Annotated in this window: 22 protein-coding genes; 11 read left to right on the top strand and 11 right to left on the bottom strand. The window is 73.2% G+C overall.

Features of this window, described 5'->3' with window-relative positions:
* Positions 1-327, top strand: a 327-nt coding sequence (locus tag AKI01S_RS51620) for a hypothetical protein (RefSeq protein ID WP_169813930.1), incomplete at its 5' end; no start/stop codon positions are given.
* On the opposite strand, the gene AKI01S_RS08785 is transcribed toward AKI01S_RS51620, so the two are convergent.
* From AKI01S_RS08785 to AKI01S_RS08775, 3 genes are read right to left on the bottom strand one after another with little or no spacing between them, the layout of a single operon-like run.
* Entirely contained in the window at positions 229-1,425 is a 1,197-nt protein-coding gene (locus AKI01S_RS08785; RefSeq protein ID WP_067813770.1) for an acyltransferase family protein, read from the bottom strand. The genes AKI01S_RS51620 and AKI01S_RS08785 overlap by 99 nt on opposite strands.
* Entirely contained in the window at positions 1,422-2,267 is an 846-nt protein-coding gene (locus AKI01S_RS08780; RefSeq protein WP_245681531.1) for a glycosyltransferase family 2 protein, read from the bottom strand. Before AKI01S_RS08780 ends, AKI01S_RS08785 begins: the two co-directional genes overlap by 4 nt.
* Positions 2,264-3,703: an MFS transporter gene (locus AKI01S_RS08775; RefSeq protein WP_067813768.1), complete on the bottom strand. Its 1,440-nt coding sequence runs from the start codon at positions 3,701-3,703 to the stop codon at positions 2,264-2,266. The genes AKI01S_RS08780 and AKI01S_RS08775 overlap by 4 nt, the downstream gene beginning before the upstream one ends.
* A 144-nt stretch (positions 3,704-3,847) precedes the next feature.
* On the opposite strand from AKI01S_RS08775, the gene pgfA reads away from it, so the two are divergent.
* The gene (gene pgfA, locus AKI01S_RS08770; RefSeq protein ID WP_067813766.1) at positions 3,848-5,044 is read left to right on the top strand and encodes a cell envelope lipid trafficking protein PgfA; all 1,197 of its coding nucleotides are present in this window, start codon (positions 3,848-3,850) and stop codon (positions 5,042-5,044) included.
* Here the strand turns inward: pgfA and AKI01S_RS08765 are convergent.
* Entirely contained in the window at positions 5,041-5,508 is a 468-nt protein-coding gene (locus AKI01S_RS08765; protein ID WP_067813764.1) for a hypothetical protein, read from the bottom strand. The genes pgfA and AKI01S_RS08765 overlap by 4 nt on opposite strands.
* A 227-nt stretch (positions 5,509-5,735) precedes the next feature.
* Here AKI01S_RS08765 and AKI01S_RS08760 point away from each other — a divergent pair, with 227 nt between their 5' ends.
* Positions 5,736-6,848, top strand: a complete 1,113-nt coding sequence (locus AKI01S_RS08760) for an NAD(P)H-dependent flavin oxidoreductase (protein ID WP_067813762.1) — start codon at positions 5,736-5,738, stop codon at positions 6,846-6,848.
* Between the two features lie 59 nt (positions 6,849-6,907).
* Here AKI01S_RS08760 and AKI01S_RS48980 read toward each other — a convergent pair whose 3' ends face one another.
* Complete coding sequence (locus AKI01S_RS48980) at positions 6,908-7,309, bottom strand: hypothetical protein (RefSeq protein ID WP_083999195.1); 402 nt, start codon at positions 7,307-7,309, stop codon at positions 6,908-6,910.
* Positions 7,310-7,777: 468 nt separating this feature from the next.
* Between AKI01S_RS48980 and AKI01S_RS08750 the strand changes: the two genes are divergently transcribed.
* The gene (locus AKI01S_RS08750) at positions 7,778-8,611 is read left to right on the top strand and encodes a nitroreductase/quinone reductase family protein (protein ID WP_067813760.1); all 834 of its coding nucleotides are present in this window, start codon (positions 7,778-7,780) and stop codon (positions 8,609-8,611) included.
* A 43-nt stretch (positions 8,612-8,654) separates the two neighbouring features.
* On the opposite strand, the gene AKI01S_RS08745 is transcribed toward AKI01S_RS08750, so the two are convergent.
* Entirely contained in the window at positions 8,655-9,467 is an 813-nt protein-coding gene (locus tag AKI01S_RS08745) for a crotonase/enoyl-CoA hydratase family protein (protein ID WP_067813758.1), read from the bottom strand.
* A 165-nt stretch (positions 9,468-9,632) separates the two neighbouring features.
* Here AKI01S_RS08745 and AKI01S_RS08740 point away from each other — a divergent pair, with 165 nt between their 5' ends.
* Genes AKI01S_RS08740 through AKI01S_RS08720 form a run of 5 tightly spaced genes read left to right on the top strand, consistent with a single transcriptional unit; the run spans position 9,633 to position 15,918 of the window.
* Positions 9,633-11,198 (top strand): acyl-CoA synthetase, encoded by a 1,566-nt coding sequence (locus AKI01S_RS08740; RefSeq protein ID WP_067813757.1) that lies wholly within the window; start codon positions 9,633-9,635, stop codon positions 11,196-11,198.
* Positions 11,188-12,120, top strand: coding sequence for a Zn-ribbon domain-containing OB-fold protein (locus tag AKI01S_RS08735; protein ID WP_067813755.1), 933 nt, complete (start codon positions 11,188-11,190; stop codon positions 12,118-12,120). Before AKI01S_RS08740 ends, AKI01S_RS08735 begins: the two co-directional genes overlap by 11 nt.
* Positions 12,117-13,154: a thiolase family protein gene (locus AKI01S_RS08730; RefSeq protein ID WP_067813753.1), complete on the top strand. Its 1,038-nt coding sequence runs from the start codon at positions 12,117-12,119 to the stop codon at positions 13,152-13,154. The genes AKI01S_RS08735 and AKI01S_RS08730 overlap by 4 nt, the downstream gene beginning before the upstream one ends.
* Positions 13,147-14,304: a thiolase family protein gene (locus AKI01S_RS08725; RefSeq protein ID WP_067813751.1), complete on the top strand. Its 1,158-nt coding sequence runs from the start codon at positions 13,147-13,149 to the stop codon at positions 14,302-14,304. Before AKI01S_RS08730 ends, AKI01S_RS08725 begins: the two co-directional genes overlap by 8 nt.
* Before the next feature lie 39 nt (positions 14,305-14,343).
* Entirely contained in the window at positions 14,344-15,918 is a 1,575-nt protein-coding gene (locus AKI01S_RS08720) for an acyl-CoA synthetase (protein ID WP_067813749.1), read from the top strand.
* Between the two features lie 241 nt (positions 15,919-16,159).
* Here AKI01S_RS08720 and AKI01S_RS08715 read toward each other — a convergent pair whose 3' ends face one another.
* The 3 genes from AKI01S_RS08715 to AKI01S_RS08705 are packed head-to-tail and all read right to left on the bottom strand — an operon-like array spanning position 16,160 to position 19,742.
* A complete protein-coding gene (locus AKI01S_RS08715) occupies positions 16,160-16,738 on the bottom strand; it encodes a TetR/AcrR family transcriptional regulator (protein WP_067813747.1) in 579 nt (192 codons plus the stop codon).
* Between the two features lie 11 nt (positions 16,739-16,749).
* Positions 16,750-18,909 carry a YhgE/Pip domain-containing protein gene (locus tag AKI01S_RS08710; RefSeq protein WP_067813744.1) on the bottom strand — a complete coding sequence of 720 codons (2,160 nt, stop codon included), beginning with the start codon at positions 18,907-18,909 and terminating at the stop codon, positions 16,750-16,752.
* Positions 18,906-19,742 (bottom strand): ATP-binding cassette domain-containing protein, encoded by an 837-nt coding sequence (locus AKI01S_RS08705; protein ID WP_083999193.1) that lies wholly within the window; start codon positions 19,740-19,742, stop codon positions 18,906-18,908. Before AKI01S_RS08705 ends, AKI01S_RS08710 begins: the two co-directional genes overlap by 4 nt.
* Before the next feature lie 191 nt (positions 19,743-19,933).
* Here AKI01S_RS08705 and AKI01S_RS54825 point away from each other — a divergent pair, with 191 nt between their 5' ends.
* Both AKI01S_RS54825 and AKI01S_RS08695 read left to right on the top strand, forming a co-directional pair.
* A complete protein-coding gene (locus AKI01S_RS54825; RefSeq protein WP_439951663.1) occupies positions 19,934-20,362 on the top strand; it encodes a VOC family protein in 429 nt (142 codons plus the stop codon).
* A 23-nt stretch (positions 20,363-20,385) separates the two neighbouring features.
* On the top strand, positions 20,386-20,757 hold the full coding sequence (locus tag AKI01S_RS08695; RefSeq protein ID WP_067813742.1) for a DoxX family protein: 372 nt from the start codon (positions 20,386-20,388) through the stop codon (positions 20,755-20,757).
* Here AKI01S_RS08695 and AKI01S_RS08690 read toward each other — a convergent pair.
* Both AKI01S_RS08690 and AKI01S_RS08685 read right to left on the bottom strand, forming a co-directional pair.
* Complete coding sequence (locus tag AKI01S_RS08690) at positions 20,754-21,911, bottom strand: lipid-transfer protein (RefSeq protein ID WP_067813779.1); 1,158 nt, start codon at positions 21,909-21,911, stop codon at positions 20,754-20,756. The two genes, AKI01S_RS08695 and AKI01S_RS08690, sit on opposite strands and share 4 nt — an antisense overlap.
* Positions 21,912-21,933: 22 nt before the next feature.
* Positions 21,934-22,425 (bottom strand): Zn-ribbon domain-containing OB-fold protein, encoded by a 492-nt coding sequence (locus AKI01S_RS08685; RefSeq protein ID WP_067813740.1) that lies wholly within the window; start codon positions 22,423-22,425, stop codon positions 21,934-21,936.
* Between the last annotated feature and the right edge of the window lie 128 nt (positions 22,426-22,553).

Here is a 22,553-nt window from a genome sequence, read left to right as displayed (position 1 = left end):
TGGCCGGTGGGCGCGGCGCCGCTGCTCGGCGGCCTGGCAGCGGCGACCGGGGCGTGGCTGGCGCAGCGGGGCGTCGCCGAGGCGTGGACCGAACCGCTGCGCGACACCGTCCCGCAGATCGCGGGCCTGGTGGTCGTCGGCCTGCTGACGGCGCTGCTGGCGGCCCCGCGCGAGCCCGACACCTGGCTGGCGGGCGGCGGGGAGCTGCGCTGGACGCCCGTCCCGGCGTCACCGCCCCAGCCGGGCCCCCAGCCGCCGGACGGGCTCCTCGACCAGGTGGTGGGTCAGCGCGGCGGCGACGACCGTCAGCAGCAGGCACCCCGGTAGGTCGACCGGCAGGCCGCCCTCGGAGGCCCGGCGGCCGGTCCAGTCGAACCAGAGGTGGATCGCCACGAACTGCCACAGGAAGATCCCGTAGGAGATCCGGCCCAGGTAGCGCATCACCCGGTTTCCCAGCACCGCGTCGAACACCGGGTGGGTGTCGGGCGCGAGCGCGACCGGCGCGACGAAGAGGACCGCCGCCGCCCCGTACAGCACGAGGTTGAACAGCGACACCCACACATCGCCCACGTACAGCCGGGAGATCCCGGTCAGCGGGGTCGCGGCGGCGCAGTACAGCAGCGCCGCCGCCAGCCAGCAGGAGCCCCACGACACGGTGACCGTCCGGCACAGCCGCGCCGCCGTCTCCGACCCGCGCGCCCACGTCGCCAGCACCGTCAACGTCATGCCCGCCGCGAACCACGCGAAGTAGCGCGGCAGCCAGGTCCCGAAGAACGCCTGGTCACCGCTCGCAAACATTCCGACGGTGTAGACGGCCGACAGCGCCGCGTAGACCGCCAGGCCGCGCAGCAGCGCCCGCGCCCGCCCGTCACGGTCGCCCCGCCGCCGCGCGTACCGGTCCAGCACCCCGGCGACCAGTGGCAGCGTCAGGTAGAACGCGACCTCGACGCACAGGCTCCAGATCTGCCCGAGCCCGTCCGGCCCGAGGTGCCTGTTCCACCAGGGCCCGGGATCGTAGACGAACGTCAGCGTCAGCAGCGACGTCCACGTCCAGGCGTCCCCGAGGTGCGAGGACAGCAGCACCGGCACCACGACCAGCACCAGCAGCCAGTACGCGGGCAGCACCCGGAAGGCGCGTTTACGCAGGTAGGGCAGGACGCGGGGGCGGGGGCGGCCGTCCAGGGAGGCGGCGGCCCACGGCCGGTAGAGCAGGAACCCCGACAGCACGAAGAACAGCGTGACGCCGATCTCCCCGCGCGACAGCAGCCATGACACCGCCCCCTCCTGCGGGCTGAACCACCCGACCGTGGCGGCGACGTGGAAGACCAGCACGGCGAGCGCGGCGACCGCGCGCACGCCGTCCAGCGCGTCGTGGTGACCGGCGACCCGCGGGAGCCGCCCGGCCCGTTCCGGAGCGATGGTCAACGCCGTCCCTCCCGGCCCGCGTCGCGCGCCCCGGCGAACAGGCCCGCCGCCTCCACCGCCTTCAGCAGCGCCACGCCCGCCGTCCGCGGCGGCGGGCCCAGCCGCGCCAGCCGCCGCAGCGACCGGGGGCGCCCGAACGACCGCGCCGACGCCTTCGCCCGGTACACCGGCAGCCAGCGCCCGTAGTAGCGGCGCTTGCGGAACGCCGACCGCAGCGTGATCCGCCCCTCGTCGTGCCAGACCGTCGCCGCCACCCGCCCGATCCGGTACCCGGCGGCGGCCACCCGGTCGGCGAGGTCCCAGTCCTCGAACGCGCTCAGCGCCTCGTCGTACCCGCCGACCTCCGCCAGCGCGGGGCGCCGGAAGACCCGCGCCGCCTCCACCGCCGGATCGCCCAGGTAGGAGCGTTTCTCCACGGCGCGGCAGCGCGACCAGAACCCCTCCCCGAACGACAGCTCCGGGATCACCAGCCCGCCCAGCGCGGCGTCGGCCGCCAGCGCCGCCACGGCCTGCTCGACCACCCGCGGCTCCAGCACCATGTCCGAGTCCACGAACGCCACGACCTCGCCGGACCCGGCCCGCCAGCCGTGGTTGCGCTGGGCGCTGCGTTCGGGGCCGCGCTCCAGCACCAGGTCGGCGAACCCGGCGGCGATCTTCCGGGTGGCGTCGGTGGAGGCGTTGTCCACGACGACCAGCTCGACCGGGTGGGTCTGCGCGCGGACCGAGGCCAGGCACCGTTCCAGGGTGCGGGCCGAGTTCCGGGTCGGGACCACGACGGTCACCGGCGTCGTCGTCAGCGTGGCCTCCAGGGTGAGGGGTCGAAGCAGATTAGCCGGGATCACACCGGGACGGGAGAGACGCCCGTCCCCTCCCGCGCCTCGCCGTACGGGAGACGGCGCGGCAGCAGCCCGGCCAGCGCGGCGGCCACGGCGAACGCGACGGCCGCGAACGCCAGGGCCCGCGCCGTCCCCGCCGGGTCCGCCGCGCCCGGGTCGGCGCCGCGCCCGAAGAACAGCACGCCCGCCGCCGCGACGCCGAGCACCCCGGCCAGCTGCGTCACCGAGTTGAACACCCCCGACGCCGCGCCCGACCCGCCCGCCGGGACCTCGCTGATCACCGCGTTGGCCAGGACCGGCAGCACCAGGCCCATCCCGATCCCGCACACCGCCAGGCCCGGCGCCAGCGCCCACGGCGCCAGCCCGCGCCCCTCCAGCGCCGTCGTGGCCGCCACGGCGGTCATGCCCGCCGCCATCACCGCCGACCCGGTCCGCACCAGCAGCCGCGCCCGCAGATGCCCGTACCGGTGGGTGAGCTGCGCGGTGCAGGCCACCCCGGCGGGCCACGCCAGCCCGGCCAGCGCCACCCGCATCGGCGACCAGCCCAGCGCGAACTGGAGCCCCCACGTCAGCGCGATGAAGCACGCCGACACCCCCGAGAACAGCGCCAGCGTCAGCACCAGCCCCGCGCCGAACGACCGGCGCCGGAACAGCTCGGGCGGGACCAGCGGGCTCGCGCCGCGCCGCTCCCGGCCGCGCTGGTGCCGCCAGAACACCCCCGCCACGACCGGCGCGCCCGCCAGCATCGCCAGGCTCCACAGCGGCCAGCCGTGCTCGCGTCCCTCCACCAGCGGGAACGTCACCAGCAGCGTCGCCGCGCCCGCCAGCAGCATCCCGGCCGGATCGAGCCGGGGCGCCGGGCGCGCCCGCGAGTCGTCCATCCAGCGCCACGCGCCCAGCAGCGCGACCAGGCCGACCGGCACGTTCACATAGAAGATCGTCCGCCAGCCGAGGCCCGCCCACCCGTACTGGGTGAGCAGCCCGCCCAGCACCGGCCCGCCGACCTGCGCGACCCCCAGCACCAGCCCGTACAGGGTGAACGCCAGCGTCCGCTGCCGCCCCGGCGGGAACTGCACCGTGATCACCGACAGCGCCTGCGGCACCATCAGGCCCGCGCACGCGCCCTGCGCCGCCCGCGCCGCGACCAGCACCTCCGCCGACCCGGCCGCCCCGGCGGCGACCGACGCCGCGACGAACCCGACGATCCCGGCCAGCAGCACCCGGCGGCGGCCCCACACGTCGCCCAGCCGCCCCCCGGTGATCAGGAACAGTCCGTAGCCCAGCGCGTACACCGACGCCGCCCACTGCCCGGCCGCCGCGTCCGCGCCGAGGTCCCGCTGGATGCTGGGCAGCGCCACGTTCACGATCGTGACGTCCACCAGGTCCATGAACGTGGCCAGCAGCGCCGCCGCCAGCGCCAGCCAGCGCCGGCCGGGCCTCATGCGAGCACGCCCATCGAATGGTCCTCCGGACAGGGGGGCTGCGGGGACTTTTGGTACGGAGGGGGTCCTGTAGGGTAACCGAACCCGTCAGTAAGTGGGATATGTACCGCACGCGGGTCACGACGGCAGCCTGGGGAGTTGGACATGCGGCGACCGCTCAGCCTGATCCTGATCGCACTCGGCGCCTTCTGCCTGACCCTCGCCCCCCTGGTGAAGTTCTACGTCGCCGAACGGACCGTGCTCGCGCCGCTCAACCGCTACCAGCGCAGCCAGCTCGTCGCCACCAACGCGCAGTACTTCGACATGGCGACGTTCAGGATGCGCAAGGGCGTCACGCTGGTCGCCGAGAACACCGTGCGCGGCGACACCCGCGCCAACGGCGGCAACGACTCCCTCGCCGTCTGGGACTCCTCCAGCATCATCTACGACAAGGCGTTCCCCGACCGGCAGGTGGACATCCAGTCGTTCCGGATCGCGTTCGACCGGCGCACCTCGGAGCTGACCGAGTGCTGCGGCGCGCACGTCGGCGGCGACCCCAAGGTGAGGATGTCGGGGTACGGGCTGCTGTATCCGCTGGCGAACGTCGACAAGCGCGACTACCCGTTCTTCGACCTGATCACCAGGCAGACCGTGCCGATGCGGTTCCAGGGCGAGGAGGAGATCGGCGGGATCGACGCCTACCGGTTCGTGCAGCAGGTGCCGGTCACCCGGACCGGGGCCGTGGAGGCGAAGGTCCCCGGCGACCTGCTCGGCATGGGAAAGAACGTCAAGCCGCAGAAGGTGGACCGCTACGCGTCGGCGACGATCACGCAGTGGGTGGACCCGCGCACCGGCGTCCCGGTGCGGGTGGACCAGAAGGTCGACCAGTTCGTGCGGACCCCGGACGGGCGCGGCCGGATGACCATCGCCTCCGCCGACCTCAGGATGACCGAGGCGAGCGTGGCGAGCCTGGTGAAGCTGTCCGACGAGAACGCCTTCAAGATCGCGATGGTGCGGTCCTACGTCCCCTACGGCGGCGTGCTCGCGGGACTGGCACTGCTGCTGCTCGGCGGGATCGCGGGCCTGCTGAACCGGGGGAGGCGCGGGAAGGCCGTGCCCGCCCCGCCCGCGCCGCGCCGCCCCGACGGCAAGTTCGGCGACACCGGCCCCGCGCCCGTGCCCGCGCCCGAGCCCGTGCCGGGGAGGGCCGCCGCCCGGACCGTTCCGCCGCCCGCGCCGCGCCGGACGGACGGCAAGTTCGGCGGCGTCGCGCCGGAGGAGGCCCCGCCCGCCGTTCCGCTCACCTACACGCCGGTGCCGGAACGGCCGGAGGGCGGGACCGGCCGCCGCTCCGGGAACTAGAAGATCTTCTTGTAGCCCGTCGGGCCGCAGTGCCGGAAGGTCTTGATCTTCTTCTTGGCCCGGTCCTTGAACACGACCGTGCACTCCTTGACGTACAGGTGCTGGACGCGCCAGTTGTCCAGGTGGCCGTCGCGCCTGACCGGCATGGCGAAGGGGACCTTGAGGTTCCTGACGTTGTGCCGCCGCGCGACCGGGCTGTAGAAGCCGGAGTAGGAGACCTTGCCGCGCGCGCCGGTGGCCTTGAACACGATGGCCGCGTACTCGTTGCCCCGGCAGGAGTCGCTGATCCTCACGTCGAGGACCACCTGGCCGCGCGCGGTGCGCCGGTAGGTGCCCTTCCCCGCGACGCACCTGAGGTTGTCGCCGGTCTTCCAGGCGGGGGCGGCCTCGGCGGAGGTCGCCGTGGCGACCGGGACGACGGCGAAGGAGGCCAGGGCGACGACGGTGCCCAGGATGATGCGCATGACACTCCAGAGGGGGTGTTCCGGCAGTGGCCGGAGGGACAGGTGCGTGGCGGGAGGCGCGTCCAGGCCAACACGGTCCCTGACGGGGTGTCAACGTCCATGATCGGCCATCCCGAGGCGGGGTGTTACGTGTTCTAGTCCCGTCCGGACCCGAACCCGCAGTATGGGGCGAGAAATGCAAGTAGAACATGTTGCAGTTTTCGGACCGCGCGCCTAGGGTCGAGGGCGTGCGGACACGAGTCACCGAAATGTTCGGGATCGAATACCCGATCTTCGCGTTCAGTCACTGCCGCGACGTCGTCGCCGCGGTGAGCCGCGCCGGCGGCATGGGCGTGCTCGGCGCGCTGTACTTCACCCCCGAGGAACTCGAACTCGAACTCAAATGGATCGACGAGCACGTCGGCGGCAAGCCCTACGGCGTGGACGTGGTCATGCCCGCCAGGTACGAGGGCGCCGACGCCGGTGACGCCGAGGAGCTGCTCGGCCGCCTCCAGGGGATGATCCCCGAGGGGCACCGGAGGTTCCTGGAGGACCTGCTCGCCGAGCACGGCGTCGAGCCGCCGTCGGAGCAGGCCAACCGGGCGCTGCTGGGCTGGACCGACCAGACCGCGCGGCCCCAGGTCGAGGTCGCGCTGCGGCATCCGATCGCGCTGCTGGCCAGCGCGCTCGGCCCGCCGCCCGCCGACGTGGTGGAGCTGGCGCACGAGCACGGCGTGAAGGTCGCGGGCCTGGCCTCCACCGCCCGGCACGCGCAGAAGCAGGTCACGGCCGGGGTGGACATCATCGTCGCGCAGGGCACCGAGGCGGGCGGCCACACCGGCGAGGTCTCCACGATGGTCCTGATCCCCGAGGTCGTGGACGCCGTCGGCGCCGACACCGTCGTGCTGGCGGCCGGCGGCATCGGCCGGGGCCGCCAGGTCGCGGCGGGCCTCGCGCTCGGCGCGGAGGGCGTGTGGACCGGCTCGATCTGGCTGACGGTCGACGAGGCCGACACCCCCGAACGCGCCATGCCCAAGCTGCTGAAGGCCACCTCGCGCGACACCGTCCGGTCCCGCGCCTGGACGGGCAAGCCCGCCCGGTTCCTCAAGACGGCGTGGACCGACGCGTGGGAGAGCGAGAAGTCGCCGGGCACGCTGCCGATGCCGATGCAGTTCATGCTGGTGGCCGACGCGCTGCCGCGCATCGCCCGGTCCGGTGACGGCGAGCTGGTGACGTTCCCGGTCGGGCAGATCGTCGGGTCGATGAACCAGGTCAAGCCCGCCGCCCAGGTGGTCTACGACCTCATCGAGGAGTACGTCGAGGCCGTCGAGCGGCTGAGCGCCCTCACCGAGGCCGAGTGACCCGGCCCGCCCCGGCCGCGTGCCGGGGCGGGGTCCGGGACCCGGTCAGAACGCCCCGGTCAGAACCGGGTCAGCCAGGACAGCGCGCGGCCGAGCAGGTAGTAGACGGCGGCGGCGATGCCCCAGTTGAGGTAGAGCTGGTGGTCGGGGTTCGGGCGGGTGAACAGGTCGTGGAACGGCGTCGCCAGCCAGGCGCCCGCGTCGAGGGTCGCGTCCACGAGCGCGTTGCCGGGGTTGGCCCCGCTCAGCGTGAGCGCCATCCCGAGCAGCAGGATCAGCGCGGCGGCCCAGCCCAGTCCCAGCAGCAGACGGCTGACGGGGTTGGGGCGGTGACGCCAGCGGCGGGCCGGGCGGGCGGGTGCGACGACGGTGCGTTCGGCAGGCGCGCGGTCGGCTCCCGCGACGGGCGCGACCCTGGTGTCGGCGGGGTCGCGGTGCCTGCGCCTGAGATGTACGGCCATGGTCTGTCACTCCTCCTGCGGTCGCGGGCGGGTATGCCGCGAGGAGCCGGCCGCAAACGCCCGCCGTTTTCCGGACGCTTGAGTGGCGCGTTTCAGCTTGTCCGAAAATAAGAAGATCTTGGGGGTTGACCCCGTCGCGCGGACCGGGATCTAATTGCGGGCGTGTCGTGAAGCGCTCTCACGCTGAAGCGTACGGCGGAGAAGTGGCCGACACCGAACTCGCAGGGGATGATGTCCATGTCGACCATCGGTATCGCCTGACGCATCGCGTCCCGCGCGTCATCCCCGCGCACCCGCGATGCGTTCGCGTCGCCTTCCCCCTGGTCTCCCGCCGACCCGTCGTCGGCGTTCCCTCCGGGTCCCCCCGCCTGCGCAGGGCGTGATGCGCCGTGGGCCCACCACGCCCACCCCCGTCCGTCTTTCCACCTCACCGCGCCCTGCGCGGATTCACACATCCACAGGAAGAGAATGCCCAACGACTTCAACCAGCAGGTCATCGAGGAGTTCCGCGCCAACGACGGCGTGGTCGGCGGCATGTTCGAAGGCGGCCGCCTGCTCCTGCTCACCACCACCGGAGCCCGCACCGGCGGGCGCCACACCACCCCGGTCGGCTACCTGCCGGACGGCGAACGCGTCCTGGTCATCGCCTCGGCCGGGGGAGCGCCCCGGCACCCCGCCTGGTTCCACAACCTGCGCGCCCACCCCCGCGTCACCGTCGAGGCCGGGGCGTTCACCTACGAGGCCGACGCGGTCGTCCTGGACGGCGCGGAACGCGACGCCGCCTGGGCCCGCGCCGTGGAGAGCGACCCCGGCTGGGCCGCCTACCAGGAGAAGACGGCCCGGACGATCCCGGTGGTGGCGCTCGTCCCCGTCCCCGGCCCGCCGAACCTCGGCGCCCGCGGCATGGGCGACGGCCTCAGGGCCGTCCACGACGGCTTCCGCCACGAACTGGGGATCATCCGCACCGAGCTCGCGCAGGCGGGACCGCGCCTCGGCGCGCAGTTGCGCGTCAACTGCCTGACGATGTGCGCGGGCCTCGGCAACCACCACATGGGCGAGGACACGATGCTGTTCCCGGGCGTCGCGGCCCGGCACCCGGAACTGGCCGACACCCTGGCCCGGCTCGGCCGCGAGCACGAGAGGGTCCGGGACCTCGTGACGGAGATCCAGACCCTGGTCGCGTCGGAGGACACGGACCCGGCGGCCCTGCTGCCGGAGTTCGACCGCCTGGCGGCCGAACTGGAAGCCCACCTCGACTACGAGGAGGAGCAACTGGTCCCGCTGCTCAACGCCATGGGCTGACCACCCCGGGCGGCCCCGGCGCGTCCGGGGCCGCCCCGCCGGGCTACTTCCCCTCGAAGACCGGCGGGCGCTTCTCCTTGAACGCCCGGGACCCCTCCTTCGCGTCCTGCGAGCCGATCACCGGCCAGCCGAGCTCGTCGGAGATCTTCAGGGCGTCCTCCTCCGGCAGGTGCTCGGTCTCCCGGTAGACCCGCAGGATCGCCTGGACGGCCAGCGGCCCGTTGGCGGCGATCCGGCCGGCCAGCTCGCGGGCCGCCGCCAGCGCCGTCCCGGGCGGCACCACCTGGTTGACCAGGCCCATCGCCAGGGCCTCCTGCGGCGTCACCGAACGGGCCGTCAGCAGGATGTCCATCGCGTTCGCGTAGCCGATCTGCCGGGGCAGGCGGATCGCGCAGCCGCCCATCGGGAACAGGCCCCGCTTCGCCTCGTACAGGCCGAGCGTCGCGTCCTCGGCCACCACGCGCAGGTCCGTGCCGACCAGCAGCTCGGTTCCGCCCGCGACCGCGTAGCCCTCGATCGCGCAGATGAGCGGCTTGGTCGGGCGGCCGTCGCGCAGCAGCCCCTTCCAGTGGAAGTCCGGGATCCGCCGCATCCGCTCCTGGACCTCCGGATCCGACGGGGGCGTGCCCATCGCCTTCAGGTCCGCGCCCGCGCAGAACTGGCCGTCGGCCCCGGTCAGGATGCCGACCCGCACCTCCGGCGTCTCCGACATGTACCGCCAGGCGTCGGCGAGGCCGACGAGCATGGCCGAGCTGAGCGCGTTGCGGGCCTCGGGACGGTTCATCGTGACGGTCACGACGGGGCCGTCCTGCTCGACGATGCAGTGCTCGGTGCTGATCGGCAGCCGTTCCGCCATCGGTCCCTCCGGAGTCGGGAAGTGAAAACAGGAACGGATTCTAGTTAAGCAGAACCCTAGCCAACAGGGGTTGATTGGAAAAACGAGAACGTGATCTACTTTGGGCGCCGGGCGTCGTCCTGGAACGGCGCCCACCGACCACGCGGTCACCGAGGAGGAGATCCGATGGGATCGTTGGGCTTCTGGCGGCTGGCGCAGGCCGATCCGGAGTGGGTCGCCGCCGTCGATCCGGACGGGACCGAGCACACCGCGGGTGATCTGCTGGCCCGGGCGAACCGCCTCGTCCACGGCCTGCGCGGGCTGGGTCTGACCAAGGGCGACGGGATCTGCGGGCTGGTGCCGAACGGGTCCGAGGGCCTGGTGCTCTACCTGGCCGCGCTCCAGGCGGGCTGGTACTACACCCCGATCAACTGGCACCTCACCGGCCCGGAGATCGGCTACATCGTCGCCGACAGCGAGGCCAGGGCGTTCCTCGTCCACGAACGCTACGGCGCGGAGGGCGCGCGGGCCGCGCGGGAGTCCGGGATCGAGCGGCACCGCTGCTTCGCGTTCGGGGAGGTCGAGGGCTTCCGGCCCTACGGCGAGCTCGTCGACGACCAGCCCGCCACGCTCCCGGACGACCGCAGCAACGGCGCGACCATGCACTACACGTCCGGGACGACCGGACGGCCCAAGGGCGTCCGGCGCCGCCTCGCCGGGATCGACCCCGACGACAGCGCGGAGCTGATGACGTTCCTGCTGGCGATGTTCGGCATCCCGCCGGGACGGCCCGCGGGCAACGAGCCCCAGGCGCACCTGGTCACCTCGCCGAACTACCACACGGCCGTCACCCAGTTCGGCGGGACCGCCCTCCAGATGGGCCACACCCTCGTCTACGTCGACCGGTGGGACGCCGAGGAGTGCCTGCGGCTCATCCAGGACTACGAGATCACCAACACGCACATGGTGCCGACCCACTTCAAACGGCTGCTGTCACTGCCCGACGAGGTGAGGAAGCGCTACGACGTGTCCTCGATGCGGTGGGCGATCCACGCCGCCGCGCCGTGCCCCGTCCCGATCAAGCAGCAGATGCTCGACTGGTGGGGCGACTGCGTCTGGGAGTACTACGCGGCCACCGAGGGCGGCGGGACGATCGCCTCCCCGCAGGACTGGCGCGCCCACCCCGGAACGGTCGGCAAGGCCTGGCCGATCAGCGAGCTGCTGATCGTCGACGACGAGGGCCACGAGGTCCCCACCGGCAGCCCCGGCACGATCTACATGAAGATGGCCGGCACCGAGTTCGAGTACAAGGGCGACCGGGAGAAGACCGAGAAGAACCGGCTCAAGGACCACTTCACGGTCGGCGACATCGGCTACCTCACCGAGGACGGGTTCCTGTTCCTGTCCGACCGCAAGGCCGACATGATCATCTCGGGCGGGGCCAACATCTACCCGGCCGAGATCGAGAACGAGATCGTCCTGCATCCCAAGGTCGCCGACGTGGCCGTGTTCGGCATCCCCGACGACGAGTGGGGCGAGCAGATCAAGGCCGTGGTCGAACCCGCCGCCGGCGTGGACCCGGGGCCGGAACTGGCCGCCGAGATCCTGGCGTCCCTCGAAGGCCGGCTGGCGAAGATGAAGTGGCCGAGGACCATCGACTTCATCGAGACCATGCCGCGCGAGCCCAACGGCAAGCTCCTCAAGCGCAAGCTGCGGGACCCTTACTGGAAGGACCGCGAGAGTGCCATCTGACGACCCCAACCACATCCTGGAGTTCCCCGGCGGGTACACGCGCTCGGTCGGCCCGGTCATCGGGCGGTTCCTCAGCGAGCTGCGCGACGGGCGGCTGGTCGGCGTGCGGACGCGGGACGGGCGGGTGCTCGTCCCCCCGACCGAGTACGACCCCGACACCGGCGAGGACGTGACCGACGAGTTCGTCCCGGTCGGGCCGGTCGGCACGGTGACGACCTGGTCGTGGGTGGCGCGCCCCCGCAAGAACCACCCGCTGGACCGGCCGTTCGCGTGGGCGCTGGTCCGGATGGACGGCGCCGACACCGCCCTGCTGCACGCGCTCGACCTGGGCGTGTTCGACGAGGGCGCCGGGCCGCCGAAGTTCCTGAGGACCGGGATGCGGGTGCGGCCCCGCTGGCGCGTCGAACGCTCCGGCGCGATCGGCGACATCGAGTGCTTCCAGCCCGAGGTCACCATGATCACCGCCCCCACGCGGCTGGAGTACCGCCTGCGCAGCGGCCGGGCCCTGGACCGCTTCCTGGAGGGCGTCTCCCAAGGGAAGATCATTGGTCACCGCTGCGACGTGTGCGGGCAGGTCATCGTCCCGATGAAGGGCCTGTGCCCCAAGGACGGCGTGCCCACCACGCAGGAGGTCGAGCTCCCCGACACCGGCACCGTCACCACGTTCGCCGTCAACAACCTGCCCGACCCGCGCGCCCCCGAGGTGCCGTTCGTGTCGGCCTACATCCTGCTGGACGGCGCGGGCCTGACGATGCTCGCGCTGGTCGCGGGCATCCCCGCCGACCAGGTCCGCATGGGCATGCGGGTGAAGGCGAAGTGGAGGCCGCGCGAGGAGTGGGGCAAGACCATGGCCAACATCCGGTGGTTCGAGCCGCTCGACGAGCCCGACGTCCCCTTCGACGCGATCAAGGACTACCTGTGAGAGACATCGCCGTTGTCGCGTTCGTTCAGACGCACCACACGGGCGAGGACACCGGGCTCTCCGAGACCGAGCTGCTCGCCCCCGTCATCACCGAGATCAAGCAGCGGACCGGGATCACGCGGTTCGGGTTCACCTGCTCGGGGTCCAACGACTACCTGGCCGGCGCGCCGTTCTCGTTCGTCGCGGCGCTGGACGCGGTCGGGGCGTGGCCGCCGATCTCCGAGAGCCACGTGGAGATGGACGCCGCGTGGGCCCTGTACGAGGCGTGGGTGAAGCTCCAGCACGGCGAGATCGACACGGCGCTGGTCTACGGGTTCGGCAAGGCGTCGCAGGGGGACTGGGCGGAGATCGCCACCGTGGGCTACGACCCCTACTACCTGACGCCGCTCGGCGTGGACGCCGACTCGATGGCCGCCCTCCAGGCCCGCGCGCACCTCGAACGCTCCGGCGCGAAGGAGGACGACCTGCGGGCGGTCGTGGCGCGGTCCCGCGCGGCCGGGCGCGACAACCCGTTCGCGCTGCACCTGCCCGACCCCGAGGACGGCGACCACACCGTCGCGCCGCTGCGCGCCCACGACGTCGCGCCGGTCACCGACGGGGCCGCCGCGGTCGTGCTGGCCGCCGGGGACCGGGCCCGCGAGCTGTGCGAACGCCCCGCCTGGATCACCGGGATCGACCACCGCGCCGAACCGCACCTGCCGGGCGTGCGCGACCTGTCGCGGTCGGAGTCGGCGCGGCTGGCGGGCGAACGCGCGGGCGCGGCCGGCGTCCAGGTCGCCGAACTCCACACCCGCTACAGCCACGAGGAGCTCATCCTGCGCGAGGCCCTCGGCCTGGGCGAGGAGGTCACCGTCAACCCGTCCGGCGGCCCGCTGTCGGCCGACCCGATCATGGCGACCGGCCTGATCCGCATCGGCGAGGCCGCCGCCCGGATCCACGACGGCACCGCCGGCCGCGCGCTGGGCCACGCCGCGTCCGGACCGTGCCTCCAGCAGAACCTCGTCTGCGTCCTCTCGGGAGCCACCAATGGGTAACGCGTGCGCCGTCATCGGCGTGGGCCAGACGGCCTACAAGACCAAGCGCCTGGACGTGTCGGTCGCGGGCCTGCTGCGCGAGGCCGCCCGGCGCGCGCTCGACGACGCCGGGCTGAGCTGGAAGGACATCGACGCGGTCGTCATCGGCAAGGCCCCCGACCTGTTCGAGGGCGTGATGACGCCGGAGGCGTACCTGGCCGACGCCCTCGGGGCCGCCGGGAAGCCGATCATGCGGGTGCACACCGCCGGGTCGGTCGGCGGGTCCACGGCGGTCGTCGCGGCGAGCCTGATCCAGAGCGGCGTGCACCGGCGCGTCCTGACCGTCGCGTGGGAGAAGCAGTCGGAGTCGAACGCGACCTGGGCGCTCACGGTGAACACGCCGTACTCGACGTCCCTGGTCGTCGGCGCGGGAGGCTACTTCGCCCCGCACATCCGCGCGTACATGCGGCGTTCCGGCGCGCCCCCGCACATCGGCACGCTCGTCGCGGTCAAGGACCGGCGGAACGCGCTGAAGAACCCCTACGCCCATCTGAAGATCCCCGGCATCACGCGCGAGATGGTCGAGTCCACGCCGATGCTGTGGGAGCCGATCCGCTACCTGGAGACCTGCCCGTCCTCCGACGGGGCCTGCGCGATGGTGCTGGCCTCCGAGGACGCCGCCCGCCAGGCCCCCAACCCGCCGGCCTGGGTGCACGGCACCGCGATGCGCTCGGAGCCGATCTTCTTCGCGGGCCGCGACACCGTGGACCCGCAGGGGGGCCGGGACTGCGCCGCCGACGTCTACCGCCAGGCCGGGATCAGCGATCCGCGCCGCGAGATCGACGTCGCCGAGGTGTACGTGCCGTTCTCCTGGTACGAGCCGATGTGGCTGGAGAACCTCGGCTTCTGCGGCGAGGGCGAGGGCTGGAAGCTCACCGAGTCCGGCGCGACCGCACTGGACGGCGACATCCCGTGGAACGCCTCCGGCGGCGTGCTGTCGTCCAACCCGATCGGCGCGTCCGGGATGATCCGCTTCGCCGAGGCGGCGCTCCAGGTCCGCGGCCTGGCGGGCGAGCACCAGGTGGACGGCGCCCGCCGCGCCCTCGGCCACGCCTACGGCGGCGGGGCCCAGTTCTTCGCGATGTGGATCGTCGGCAGCGAGAAACCGTGACCCGCGTGCCCCTTCCGTAATCCGCCAGGGAGGCCCCCGATGGAGTTCAACCACGCCGATCTGTTCGAGGGCGTCGCCGACGCGATCGGGGACCGCGTCGCGCTCGTCTGCGGTGACCAGCGCCTCACCTACGCCGCGCTCGACGCCCACGCCAACCGCCTGGCCCACCATCTGGCCGCGGCGGGCGTGGGCCCGGGCGACCACGTGGCGGTCCAGCTCTACAACGGCGTCGAGTACGCCGCCGCGATGCTGGCCGCCCTGAAGCTGCGCGCCGTGCCGATCAACGTGAACTACCGGTACGTCGAGAACGAGCTGCTGTACGTCTACGACGACTCCGGCAGCGTGGCGCTGCTGTACGACGTGGAGTTCGAGGAGCGCGTCGCGAACACGCTTCCCCGGGCCTCCACGCTGCGCCACCTGGTCGCGGTGGGCGGCGCCCCGGCGATCCCGGACGCGGTGCCCTACGCGGAGGCCCTCGCGAACTCCCCGGACACCCGGGACTTCCCGCCCCGGTCCGGCACCGACACCTACATCATCTACACGGGCGGCACCACGGGGATGCCCAAGGGGGTGATGTGGGACGTCGAGCAGCTTCTGTTCGCGTTCTGGAACCCGACGTTCCCCCGCCCGAAGACCCCCGAGGACGTCGTGGAGATGGCGCGGAACTCGGGCCCCATGGTGATGATGCCGGTCGCGCCGCTGATGCACGGGGCGGCGCAGATGGCGACGTTCATCAGCTGGTGGATGGGCGCGACAGTCGTCTACACGCGCCGGTTCGACGCCACCGAGGTCTGGCGCACGATCGAGCGCGAGAAGGTCAACTCCCTGACGATCACGGGTGACGCGATGGCGATCCCCATGGCCGAGGAGCTGGCCCGCGGCGACTACGACACCTCCTCGCTGCTGGCGTTCGTGTCCACGGGGGCGATCCTGACCGGCACGGTCCGCGACCGCGTCCAGGAGCTCCTGCCCAACACGATCATCATGGACCGCTTCGGCTCCACCGAGTCGGGCTCGACCGCCGAGGCCGTGGCGGGCTCGACCCCCGAGAAGGGCCTGCGCTTCGCCCCCGACGTGGCGGACGTGACGGTCCTGGACGACGCCCTGCGGCCGGTCCGGCCGGGCTCGGGCGTGATCGGCCAGGTGGCGCGCAGCGGCCACATCGCGCGCGGCTACTACAACGACCCGGAGAAGACGGCCCGCACGTTCCCCGAGGTGGACGGCCGTCGCTGGCTGCTCACCGGCGACATCGCGACGGTCGAGCAGGACGGCTCGATCGCGGTCTACGGCCGGGGTTCCCAGGCCATCAACACCGGCGGCGAGAAGGTCTTCCCCGAGGAGGTGGAGGCGGTCCTGAAGGGCCACCCGGACGTCTACGACGCGGTGGTCACCGGCATCCCCGACGAACGCTGGGGGAACCGGGTGGCGGCGGTGGTCCAGCCGGTGGGGGCCCCGCCGTCCCCGGAGGACCTGGACGCCCACTGCCGCAAGGAGCTGTCGGGCTACAAGGTGCCGCGCGCCTACGCGTTCGTGAAGGAGATGAAGCGCTCCCCGGCGGGCAAGGCCGACTACCGCTGGGCCAAGAAGGTCGCGGCGGAGTCGGCCCGGGAGTAGACCCCGCCGGACCGGCTCCGCGGCCGCGCGGCCAGGGGTGGACGGTGAGGGCCGGGGCCAGGGTGATCTCGGTGGCCGAGAGGGTGGGCGTGCTCAGGGAAGACCCCCGGCGCGCATGCTCGTGAAGATTTTCACAAGCGAGACCGGTCATTGGCCCCGGAGCCTTGTGGGGTCCGGGGCCGGGTCGGGTCCGTTGTTAGCGGGCCTAACTAATTCCAGTGTACGCGCCGGTCAGGAGTGCTCAGGTCACCAGGCGTCCGCGGAGCAGGTCCATCAGTGTCGCGTGGACCTCGGTCACGTCGCGGTCCGGCTGGAGCGTGCGCCAGTCCAGGGCCACCGTCAGGACCATGCCGAAGACCGCCGAGGCCGCCATGTCCACGTCCAGGTCGGGGCGGAGGCGGCCGCCGGCCACGGCGGCGCGCAGCACGTCGCCGATCACGCCGATCGCGCGTTCGCGGATCAGCTGGGCCGCGTACTGCCAGTCGCCGCGCGACCGCCACGCCTCGGCGATCAGCAGGCGGGCGAACGACTCGTGCTCGCCGATGAAGCGCAGCTCCGCCCCCACCACCGCCTCCAGGGCGGCCATGGGCTCCCGGCCGTCGGCGGCCTCGCGGAGGGTCTGCGCGAAGCGCTCGATGCCGTACTCCAGCAGCGCCGAGAACAGCGCGGCCTTGCTGCCGAAGTTGTAGTACACCGTGCCCTTGGCGACCCCGGCGCGCTCGGCGATCTGGTCGACCGTGGTGGTGGCGAACCCGCGTTCGGCGATCAGCTCGATCGCCGCGGTGAACAACCGCTCGCGGGTCGCCGCAGTCCGGCTCACGTCTGGCCCCTCTAGAGTTTCAGCACGGGGTGCAGGCGCTTCATCGTCCACACCCGGTTGTGCCGGACGGCCAGGGCGGACAGCAGCAGCCCGCCGACCAGGAACGCGACCAGCACGGCACCACCTTGCCACACCGGCGTCAGGTCGCCGCCGCTGATCAGGCGGCGGGCCGCGTCCACTGTCCACGGCATCGGCAGGAACGGCCGGATCGTCTGGAAGAAGCCCGGCGAGGTCTCGATCGGGTACGTCCCGGCGGCGGAGGTGAGCTGGAGCATCAGCAGCGCCAGCGCGACCACCCGGCCGATCGGCCCGAACTTGACGTTCACCCACTGCACCACGGCCAGGAACGACGCCGACGCCAGCGCCAGCAGCGCGATCAGCCCCGGCCAGTTCGCCGCCTCCAGGCCGAGCGCGAACCGCAGCACGGCCAGGACGATCAGCACCTGCCCGATCCCGATCGCCACGGCGGGCAGCCACCCGGCGAGGGCGACCCGCCAGCCGGGCGCGTTGCCGGCCTGGGCCCGCTGGTTGACCGGCCGCAGCATCATGTAGATCAGCATCGCGCCGACCCACAGCGCCAGCGGGACGAAGAACGGCGCGAACCCCGTGCCGTAGTTGGGCACCTTGTTGTCGGTGTCGCTGGCCAGCCGGACCGGGTCGCTCATCATGTCGGCGCGGCCGGCGCGCTCGTCCTTGCCGTAGTCGGGGACCTTGTCGGTGCCCTGGTGCAGGCCGGTGGCGAGCTTGCCGCTGCCGTCGGAGATCTGGAGCAGCGCGGTCGAGAGGGTCACCGACCCGTCGGCGAGCCTGCCGAGCCCGTTCCGCAACGTGCCGAGGCCGTTCTGGAGGGTGCCCGCGCCGCCCTGGAGCAGCCCGAGGCCGTTGGTGAGCTGGGAGGACCCGGTCAGCAGTTTGCCCGCGCCCGCGCTCACCTGCTGGGCGCCGGAGCTGAGGCGGTTGACGTCGCGGCGGGCCTTCTCGACCCTGGCGGCCAGCGTCGGGGCGTTCTTGGCGATCTTGCCGGCGAGCCGTTCGACCCTGCGGGCGTCGGCGGCGATCCTGCGCAGCTCAGCGGTGTGCTGCTGAACGTAGCCGTCCACCTGGCGGGCCACCTGCACGACCCGGCCGGAGACCCGCAGCAGGTCCTGCCGGACCTTGTCGGGGATCTCGGGGTGGGCGGCGAGGTAGGCCCGCAGCTCCGCGCGCGCGGCCTCGGCGTCGCGGACGGCCTGGCGGGTCTGGGCGGGCAGCCGGCCGGCGCCGTCGGCCAGCGCGTCGGCCCCGTGCGCGACGAGCAGCGCCGCGTTCCGGATCTCGGGGGCGTTCTCGCGCAGCAGCGGCAGCACGGCGTCGCTCGCCTGGTTGACCATCGCGGCCAGCCGCTGGTTTCCGGCGGCGACCTGCTGGGCGCCGTTCTGGAGCGCGCCCAGCCCGTTGGTGATCTTCCCGCTGCCCTGGCGGGCGTCGCCGAGCTTGCCCTTGAGCTGCCCCGCGCCCTGGTTGAGCCTGCCCGCCCCCTGCCGGGCCTCGCCCAGGCCCTTGGTGAGCCTGCCCGCGCCCTCGTGGGCCTTGCCGGAGCCGTCGGCGAGCTTGTCGGCGCCCTTGGCGGCCTTGTCCAGCTCGCCGTGCAGGGTGCCGAACGACACGAAGATCTGGTCGAAGTAGCCCCGGATCGCCTTCTCCCGCGCGGCGGCGCTGACCTCCTTGAACGCGGCCTGCGCGACGGTCCCGACGACGTAGTTGTTGGAGTCGTTGAGCTGGAGCCGCAGCCCGGCCGGGGCCGGGGTCCCGTCGCCGGACGGGGAGGCCAGGCGGGTGCTGAAGTCCGACGGGATCGTCAGCGACATGTAGTAGTCGCCCTTGCGCACGCCCCGGTCGGCGGTGGCGGCGTCCACCCTCTTCCACGCGAAGATGCGGCGCTTCTCCAGCTCCTCGGCCAGGTCCGCGCCCGCGTGCACCTGCTTGCCGTCCGCCTTGGCGGGCCTGTCCTCCACGACCAGCGCGACCGGGAGGTGCGACAGGCGGCCGTAGGGGTCCCAGAACGACCACAGGTACAGCCCCGCGTACAGCAGCGGCAGCATGACCAGCCCGAGCAGGCCGATCGCCGTCAGCCGGTTCCGCCGGAAGCGGCGCAGCTCCAGCCCGCCCGTCGACAGTGCGGGAAGTCTCATCGGGAGGTCTCCTCCAGAAGGGCGTCACGGGGGTCGGGGAGGGTGAGGACGTGGCGGGCCAGCCCCTCGGCGGGCTCGGGGTCGTGGCAGGTGGCCAGCACGGTGACACCGGAGTCGGCGACGGCGCGCAGCCGTTCCCACAGCGCGCGCTGGCGGGCCGGGGGAAGGCCCTCGTCCACGTCGTCGAGCAGCAGCACGCCGGGCGCGCCGGTCAGGCCGATCGCCGCGCCGAGCAGCTGGGTCTCGTCGGGCAACAGGTCCTGGGCGAAGGTCCCGGGGTCGACGTCGAGGCCGACGCGCTCCAGCGCGCGGCGGATGCGGTCGCCGCGCCCGCGCCACCGGCCGAACAGCCCCTCCCGCAGGTCGAGGGCCTCGCTGAGGTGCTCCCGGACGGTCAGCGTGGGGTCCAGGTCGGTGACGTTCGCGACGACGCCGAGCGAGGTGACGCGCTGCACGGCGCGCAGCCGCCCCGGAAGTTCGAGATCACCCACGGTCGCGGTGCCCGAAGTGGGTTTCATGCGGCCGCCGAGGGTGAGGAGGAGGGAGGTGCGGCCGGTGCCGGCGACCCCGCTGATCACGGCGAGCTCCCCGGCCGGGACGGAGAACGACACGTCCTGGAACACCGGGCCGCGCGCCCCGCGCAGCGTCAGCCCCTCGGCGGCGACGCGCAGGGCGGGGGAGGCGTGCTCGCCGGCGCCGGTCCCGGAGCGGCCCCCATCCGCTCCGGAACCGGCGGCCGGCCCGGCGGCGGACGGCGCGATCCCCCCGGTCGTCCCGTCCGCCGCCGGCGTCGTGGTGACCGGTGTCGTGGTGTCGGCCGGTTCCGGATTCATCACGGTCCCCTCACGAACTCTTTAAACTGACCGGTCAGTACAAATTTAACCCCGAACGGCCCCCGCCACACCCTCGCGGGCGCGTGACGTCCCCCACGTAAGCTCCGTCACCCGCACCACCCCGCCGGAGGCGCCCGGGTAGCCTGGCGGTGATCTTGGGAGGGGCATGGTGATCGACCCGGGGCTGGACCATCTCGTCCACGCGACGCCCGACCTCGCGGCGAGCGTGGCGGAGATCGCCGAACGGACCGGCGTCACGCCCGTCGCGGGCGGGCCGCACGTCGGGCTCGGCACCCGCAACCACCTGCTGGGGCTCGGCGGCCGGGCCTACCTGGAGATCGTCGGACCCGATGGCGCGGCGGCGGCCCGACGGCGTCCTGCTGGAGTGGCGGCTGACCCCGGTGCGCACCGGGGCCGTGCCGTTCCTCATCGACTGGGGCCAGGCCGAGCACCCGACGGCGGCGCTGCCGGTGGTGCCGCTGCGGACGTTCCAGATCGTCGACCCGGAGCCCGCACGCGTCCGCGCCGCGCTCGACGCGCTGGACGTCACCGCCGACCTGCGCGCCGGGGAGCGTCCCGCGCTGCGCGCCGAGATCGGGGACGGCCTCATCCTGGAATGACCCGCTCTGCCAGAATCTCCGGCATGAGCGACCCGTCCCGCCCGGCCCGCGGCCTGTCCGCGCTCCTGGCCACCATGGGGACCGCGCACTTCCTCGCGCCCCGCCCGTTCGACACGATCGTCCCCGCGCGGCTGCCCGGCAGGGCGCGGACCTGGACGTACCTGAGCGGCGTCGCCGAGCTGGCGGTGGCCGCCGCCGTCGCGCACCCGCGCACGCGGAGGAAGGGCGCGCTGGCGGCGGCCGGGCTGTTCGCCGCGGTTTTCCCGGCGAACGTGAAGATGGCTTACGACTGGCGGCGCCGCCCGTTGCCGCTGAAGACCGTCGCCTACGGGCGGCTGCCGTTGCAGGCCCCGCTGGTCGCCTGGGCCCTGAAGGTCGCGCGCGACGCCCGCTAACGCACCGCGATGATCGCCGAGCCGTGGCCGAACAGGCCCTGGTTGACGGCGATGCCGGTGCGCGCGCCCTCGACCTGGCGGCCCTCGGCCCGGCCGCGCAGTTGCCACGTCAGCTCGCACACCTGCGCGATGGCCTGCGCCGGGATCGCCTCCCCGAACGAGGCCAGCCCGCCCGAGGGGTTCACCGGGACGCGCCCGCCGAGCGCCGTCGCGCCGGAGCGCAGCAGCTCCTCCGCGCCGCCGGGCTCGCACAGACCGATGTCCTCGTACCAGTCGAGTTCGAGGGCGGTGGACAGGTCGTACACCTCGGCCAGCGACAGGTCCTCCGGCCCGAGCCCGGCCTCCTCGTAGGCGGCGTGCGCGAGGGACGCGCGGAACGGCCGCTCCGGCGGCGCGACCGCCGCCGCCGAGTCGGTCGCGAAGTCCGGCAGGTCCAGCGCCGTCTTGGGGAACGTCGGCGTGACCGTGGACAGCGCCGGGATCCGCACCGGGTCGGCGGCGCCGTGCCGCCGCGCGAACTCCACCGACGTCAGCACCAGCGCCGCGCCGCCGTCGCTGGTCGCGCAGATGTCCAGCAGCCGCAGCGGGTCGGCGACCACCGCCGACTCCCGCACGTCCTCCGGCGTCACCTCCTTGCGGTAGCGGGCGTTGGGGTTGGCCAGGCCGTGCCGGGCGTTCTTCACCTTCACGGCGGCGAAGTCGTCGGGCGTCGCGCCGTGCACGGCCATGCGCCGCCGCGCGTACAGCGCGAAGTAGATCGGGTTCGTCGCGCCCAGCAGCCGGAACCGCAGCCAGTCGGGGTCGTCGGGCCGGTCCCCGCCGACCGGCTTGAAGAACCCCTTGGGGGCCGCGTCCGCGCCGACGACCAGCGCCACGTCGCACAGGCCCGCCAGGATCCGCGCCCGCGCGTGGTCGATCGCCTGCGCGCCGGACGCGCACGCCGCGTAGCAGCTCGACACCCGTGCGCCCGACCAGCCGAGCGCCTGCGCGAACGTCGCGCCCGCCACGAACCCCGGGTAGCCGTTGCGGATCGTGTCGGCGCCCGCGACGTACTGCACGTCGGTCCAGCCCAGCCCGGCGTCGGCGAGCGCCGCCCGCGCCGCCACGAGCCCGTACTCCACGAAGTTGCGGCCCCACTTGCCCCACGGGTGCATGCCCGCGCCGAGGACGGCGACCTCACCCACTGTTCCTCCCACCACGGGTCGGCCGCCACATCCACACCGTGTACTCGGCCTCGTCGTCGGCGTAGAGCACGCCCTCGGTCAGCTCCACCTCCATGCCGACCTCCAGGTCCTCCACCCCGACGCCCGGGACGACCTGCCCGAGCACGACCATCCGTTCGGCCTCCAGCTCCACGGCCGCGACCGTGTACGGCCGGAACGGCTCGGGCGACACGTACGGGGGCGGCGGCCTGTACCGGGAGTCGGCGTAGGACCAGATCCGGCCCCGGGGGGAGAGGGGGTGTTCCACCAGCTCGGAGCCGTCCCTGGGGCCGGTGCAGCCGGGGTTGCGGCAGGCCAGCTCGTTGCGGGGGAAGTAGGGGGTGCCGCAGGCGGCGCAGCGGGTGCCCAGCAGCCGCACCTCGCCGTCGGCGGTGGTGAACCAGCCGTCGACGGCCGGACGCCGCCGCCCGCCTGCCGGGACGTCTGTCGGGGGAGTGGCGCTCACGCAGCCTCCAGTGGGAGGGAGGGGACCTACCGGCGCAGCTTACCAACCAAGCGTACGCTCAAGTCCAGTACGGGTCTTCTCAACCGCCTCTCACCGGTCTCTCATGGATTTCTCATCTGGGATCCCTG

It is taken from the genome of Actinomadura kijaniata NBRC 14229, from assembly GCF_001552175.1.
GTDB classification, from domain to species: domain Bacteria; phylum Actinomycetota; class Actinomycetes; order Streptosporangiales; family Streptosporangiaceae; genus Spirillospora; species Spirillospora kijaniata.
This window is presented reverse-complemented; position numbering and strand designations above follow the sequence as displayed.

Excerpts from the sequence above, each read along its gene's own strand:
- AKI01S_RS08775 (WP_067813768.1), bottom strand. The coding sequence starts at position 3,703 with ATGAGGCCCGGCCGGCGCTGGCTGGCGCTGGCGGCGGCGCTGCTGGCC.
- pgfA (WP_067813766.1), top strand. The coding sequence starts at position 3,848 with ATGCGGCGACCGCTCAGCCTGATCCTGATCGCACTCGGCGCCTTCTGC.
- AKI01S_RS08765 (WP_067813764.1), bottom strand. The coding sequence starts at position 5,508 with ATGCGCATCATCCTGGGCACCGTCGTCGCCCTGGCCTCCTTCGCCGTC.
- AKI01S_RS48980 (WP_083999195.1), bottom strand. The coding sequence starts at position 7,309 with ATGGCCGTACATCTCAGGCGCAGGCACCGCGACCCCGCCGACACCAGG.
- AKI01S_RS08750 (WP_067813760.1), top strand. The coding sequence starts at position 7,778 with ATGCCCAACGACTTCAACCAGCAGGTCATCGAGGAGTTCCGCGCCAAC.
- AKI01S_RS08745 (WP_067813758.1), bottom strand. The coding sequence starts at position 9,467 with ATGGCGGAACGGCTGCCGATCAGCACCGAGCACTGCATCGTCGAGCAG.
- AKI01S_RS08740 (WP_067813757.1), top strand. The coding sequence starts at position 9,633 with ATGGGATCGTTGGGCTTCTGGCGGCTGGCGCAGGCCGATCCGGAGTGG.
- AKI01S_RS08725 (WP_067813751.1), top strand. The coding sequence starts at position 13,147 with ATGGGTAACGCGTGCGCCGTCATCGGCGTGGGCCAGACGGCCTACAAG.
- AKI01S_RS08720 (WP_067813749.1), top strand. The coding sequence starts at position 14,344 with ATGGAGTTCAACCACGCCGATCTGTTCGAGGGCGTCGCCGACGCGATC.
- AKI01S_RS08710 (WP_067813744.1), bottom strand. The coding sequence starts at position 18,909 with ATGAGACTTCCCGCACTGTCGACGGGCGGGCTGGAGCTGCGCCGCTTC.
- AKI01S_RS08705 (WP_083999193.1), bottom strand. The coding sequence starts at position 19,742 with ATGAATCCGGAACCGGCCGACACCACGACACCGGTCACCACGACGCCG.
- AKI01S_RS08695 (WP_067813742.1), top strand. The coding sequence starts at position 20,386 with ATGAGCGACCCGTCCCGCCCGGCCCGCGGCCTGTCCGCGCTCCTGGCC.
- AKI01S_RS08690 (WP_067813779.1), bottom strand. The coding sequence starts at position 21,911 with ATGCACCCGTGGGGCAAGTGGGGCCGCAACTTCGTGGAGTACGGGCTC.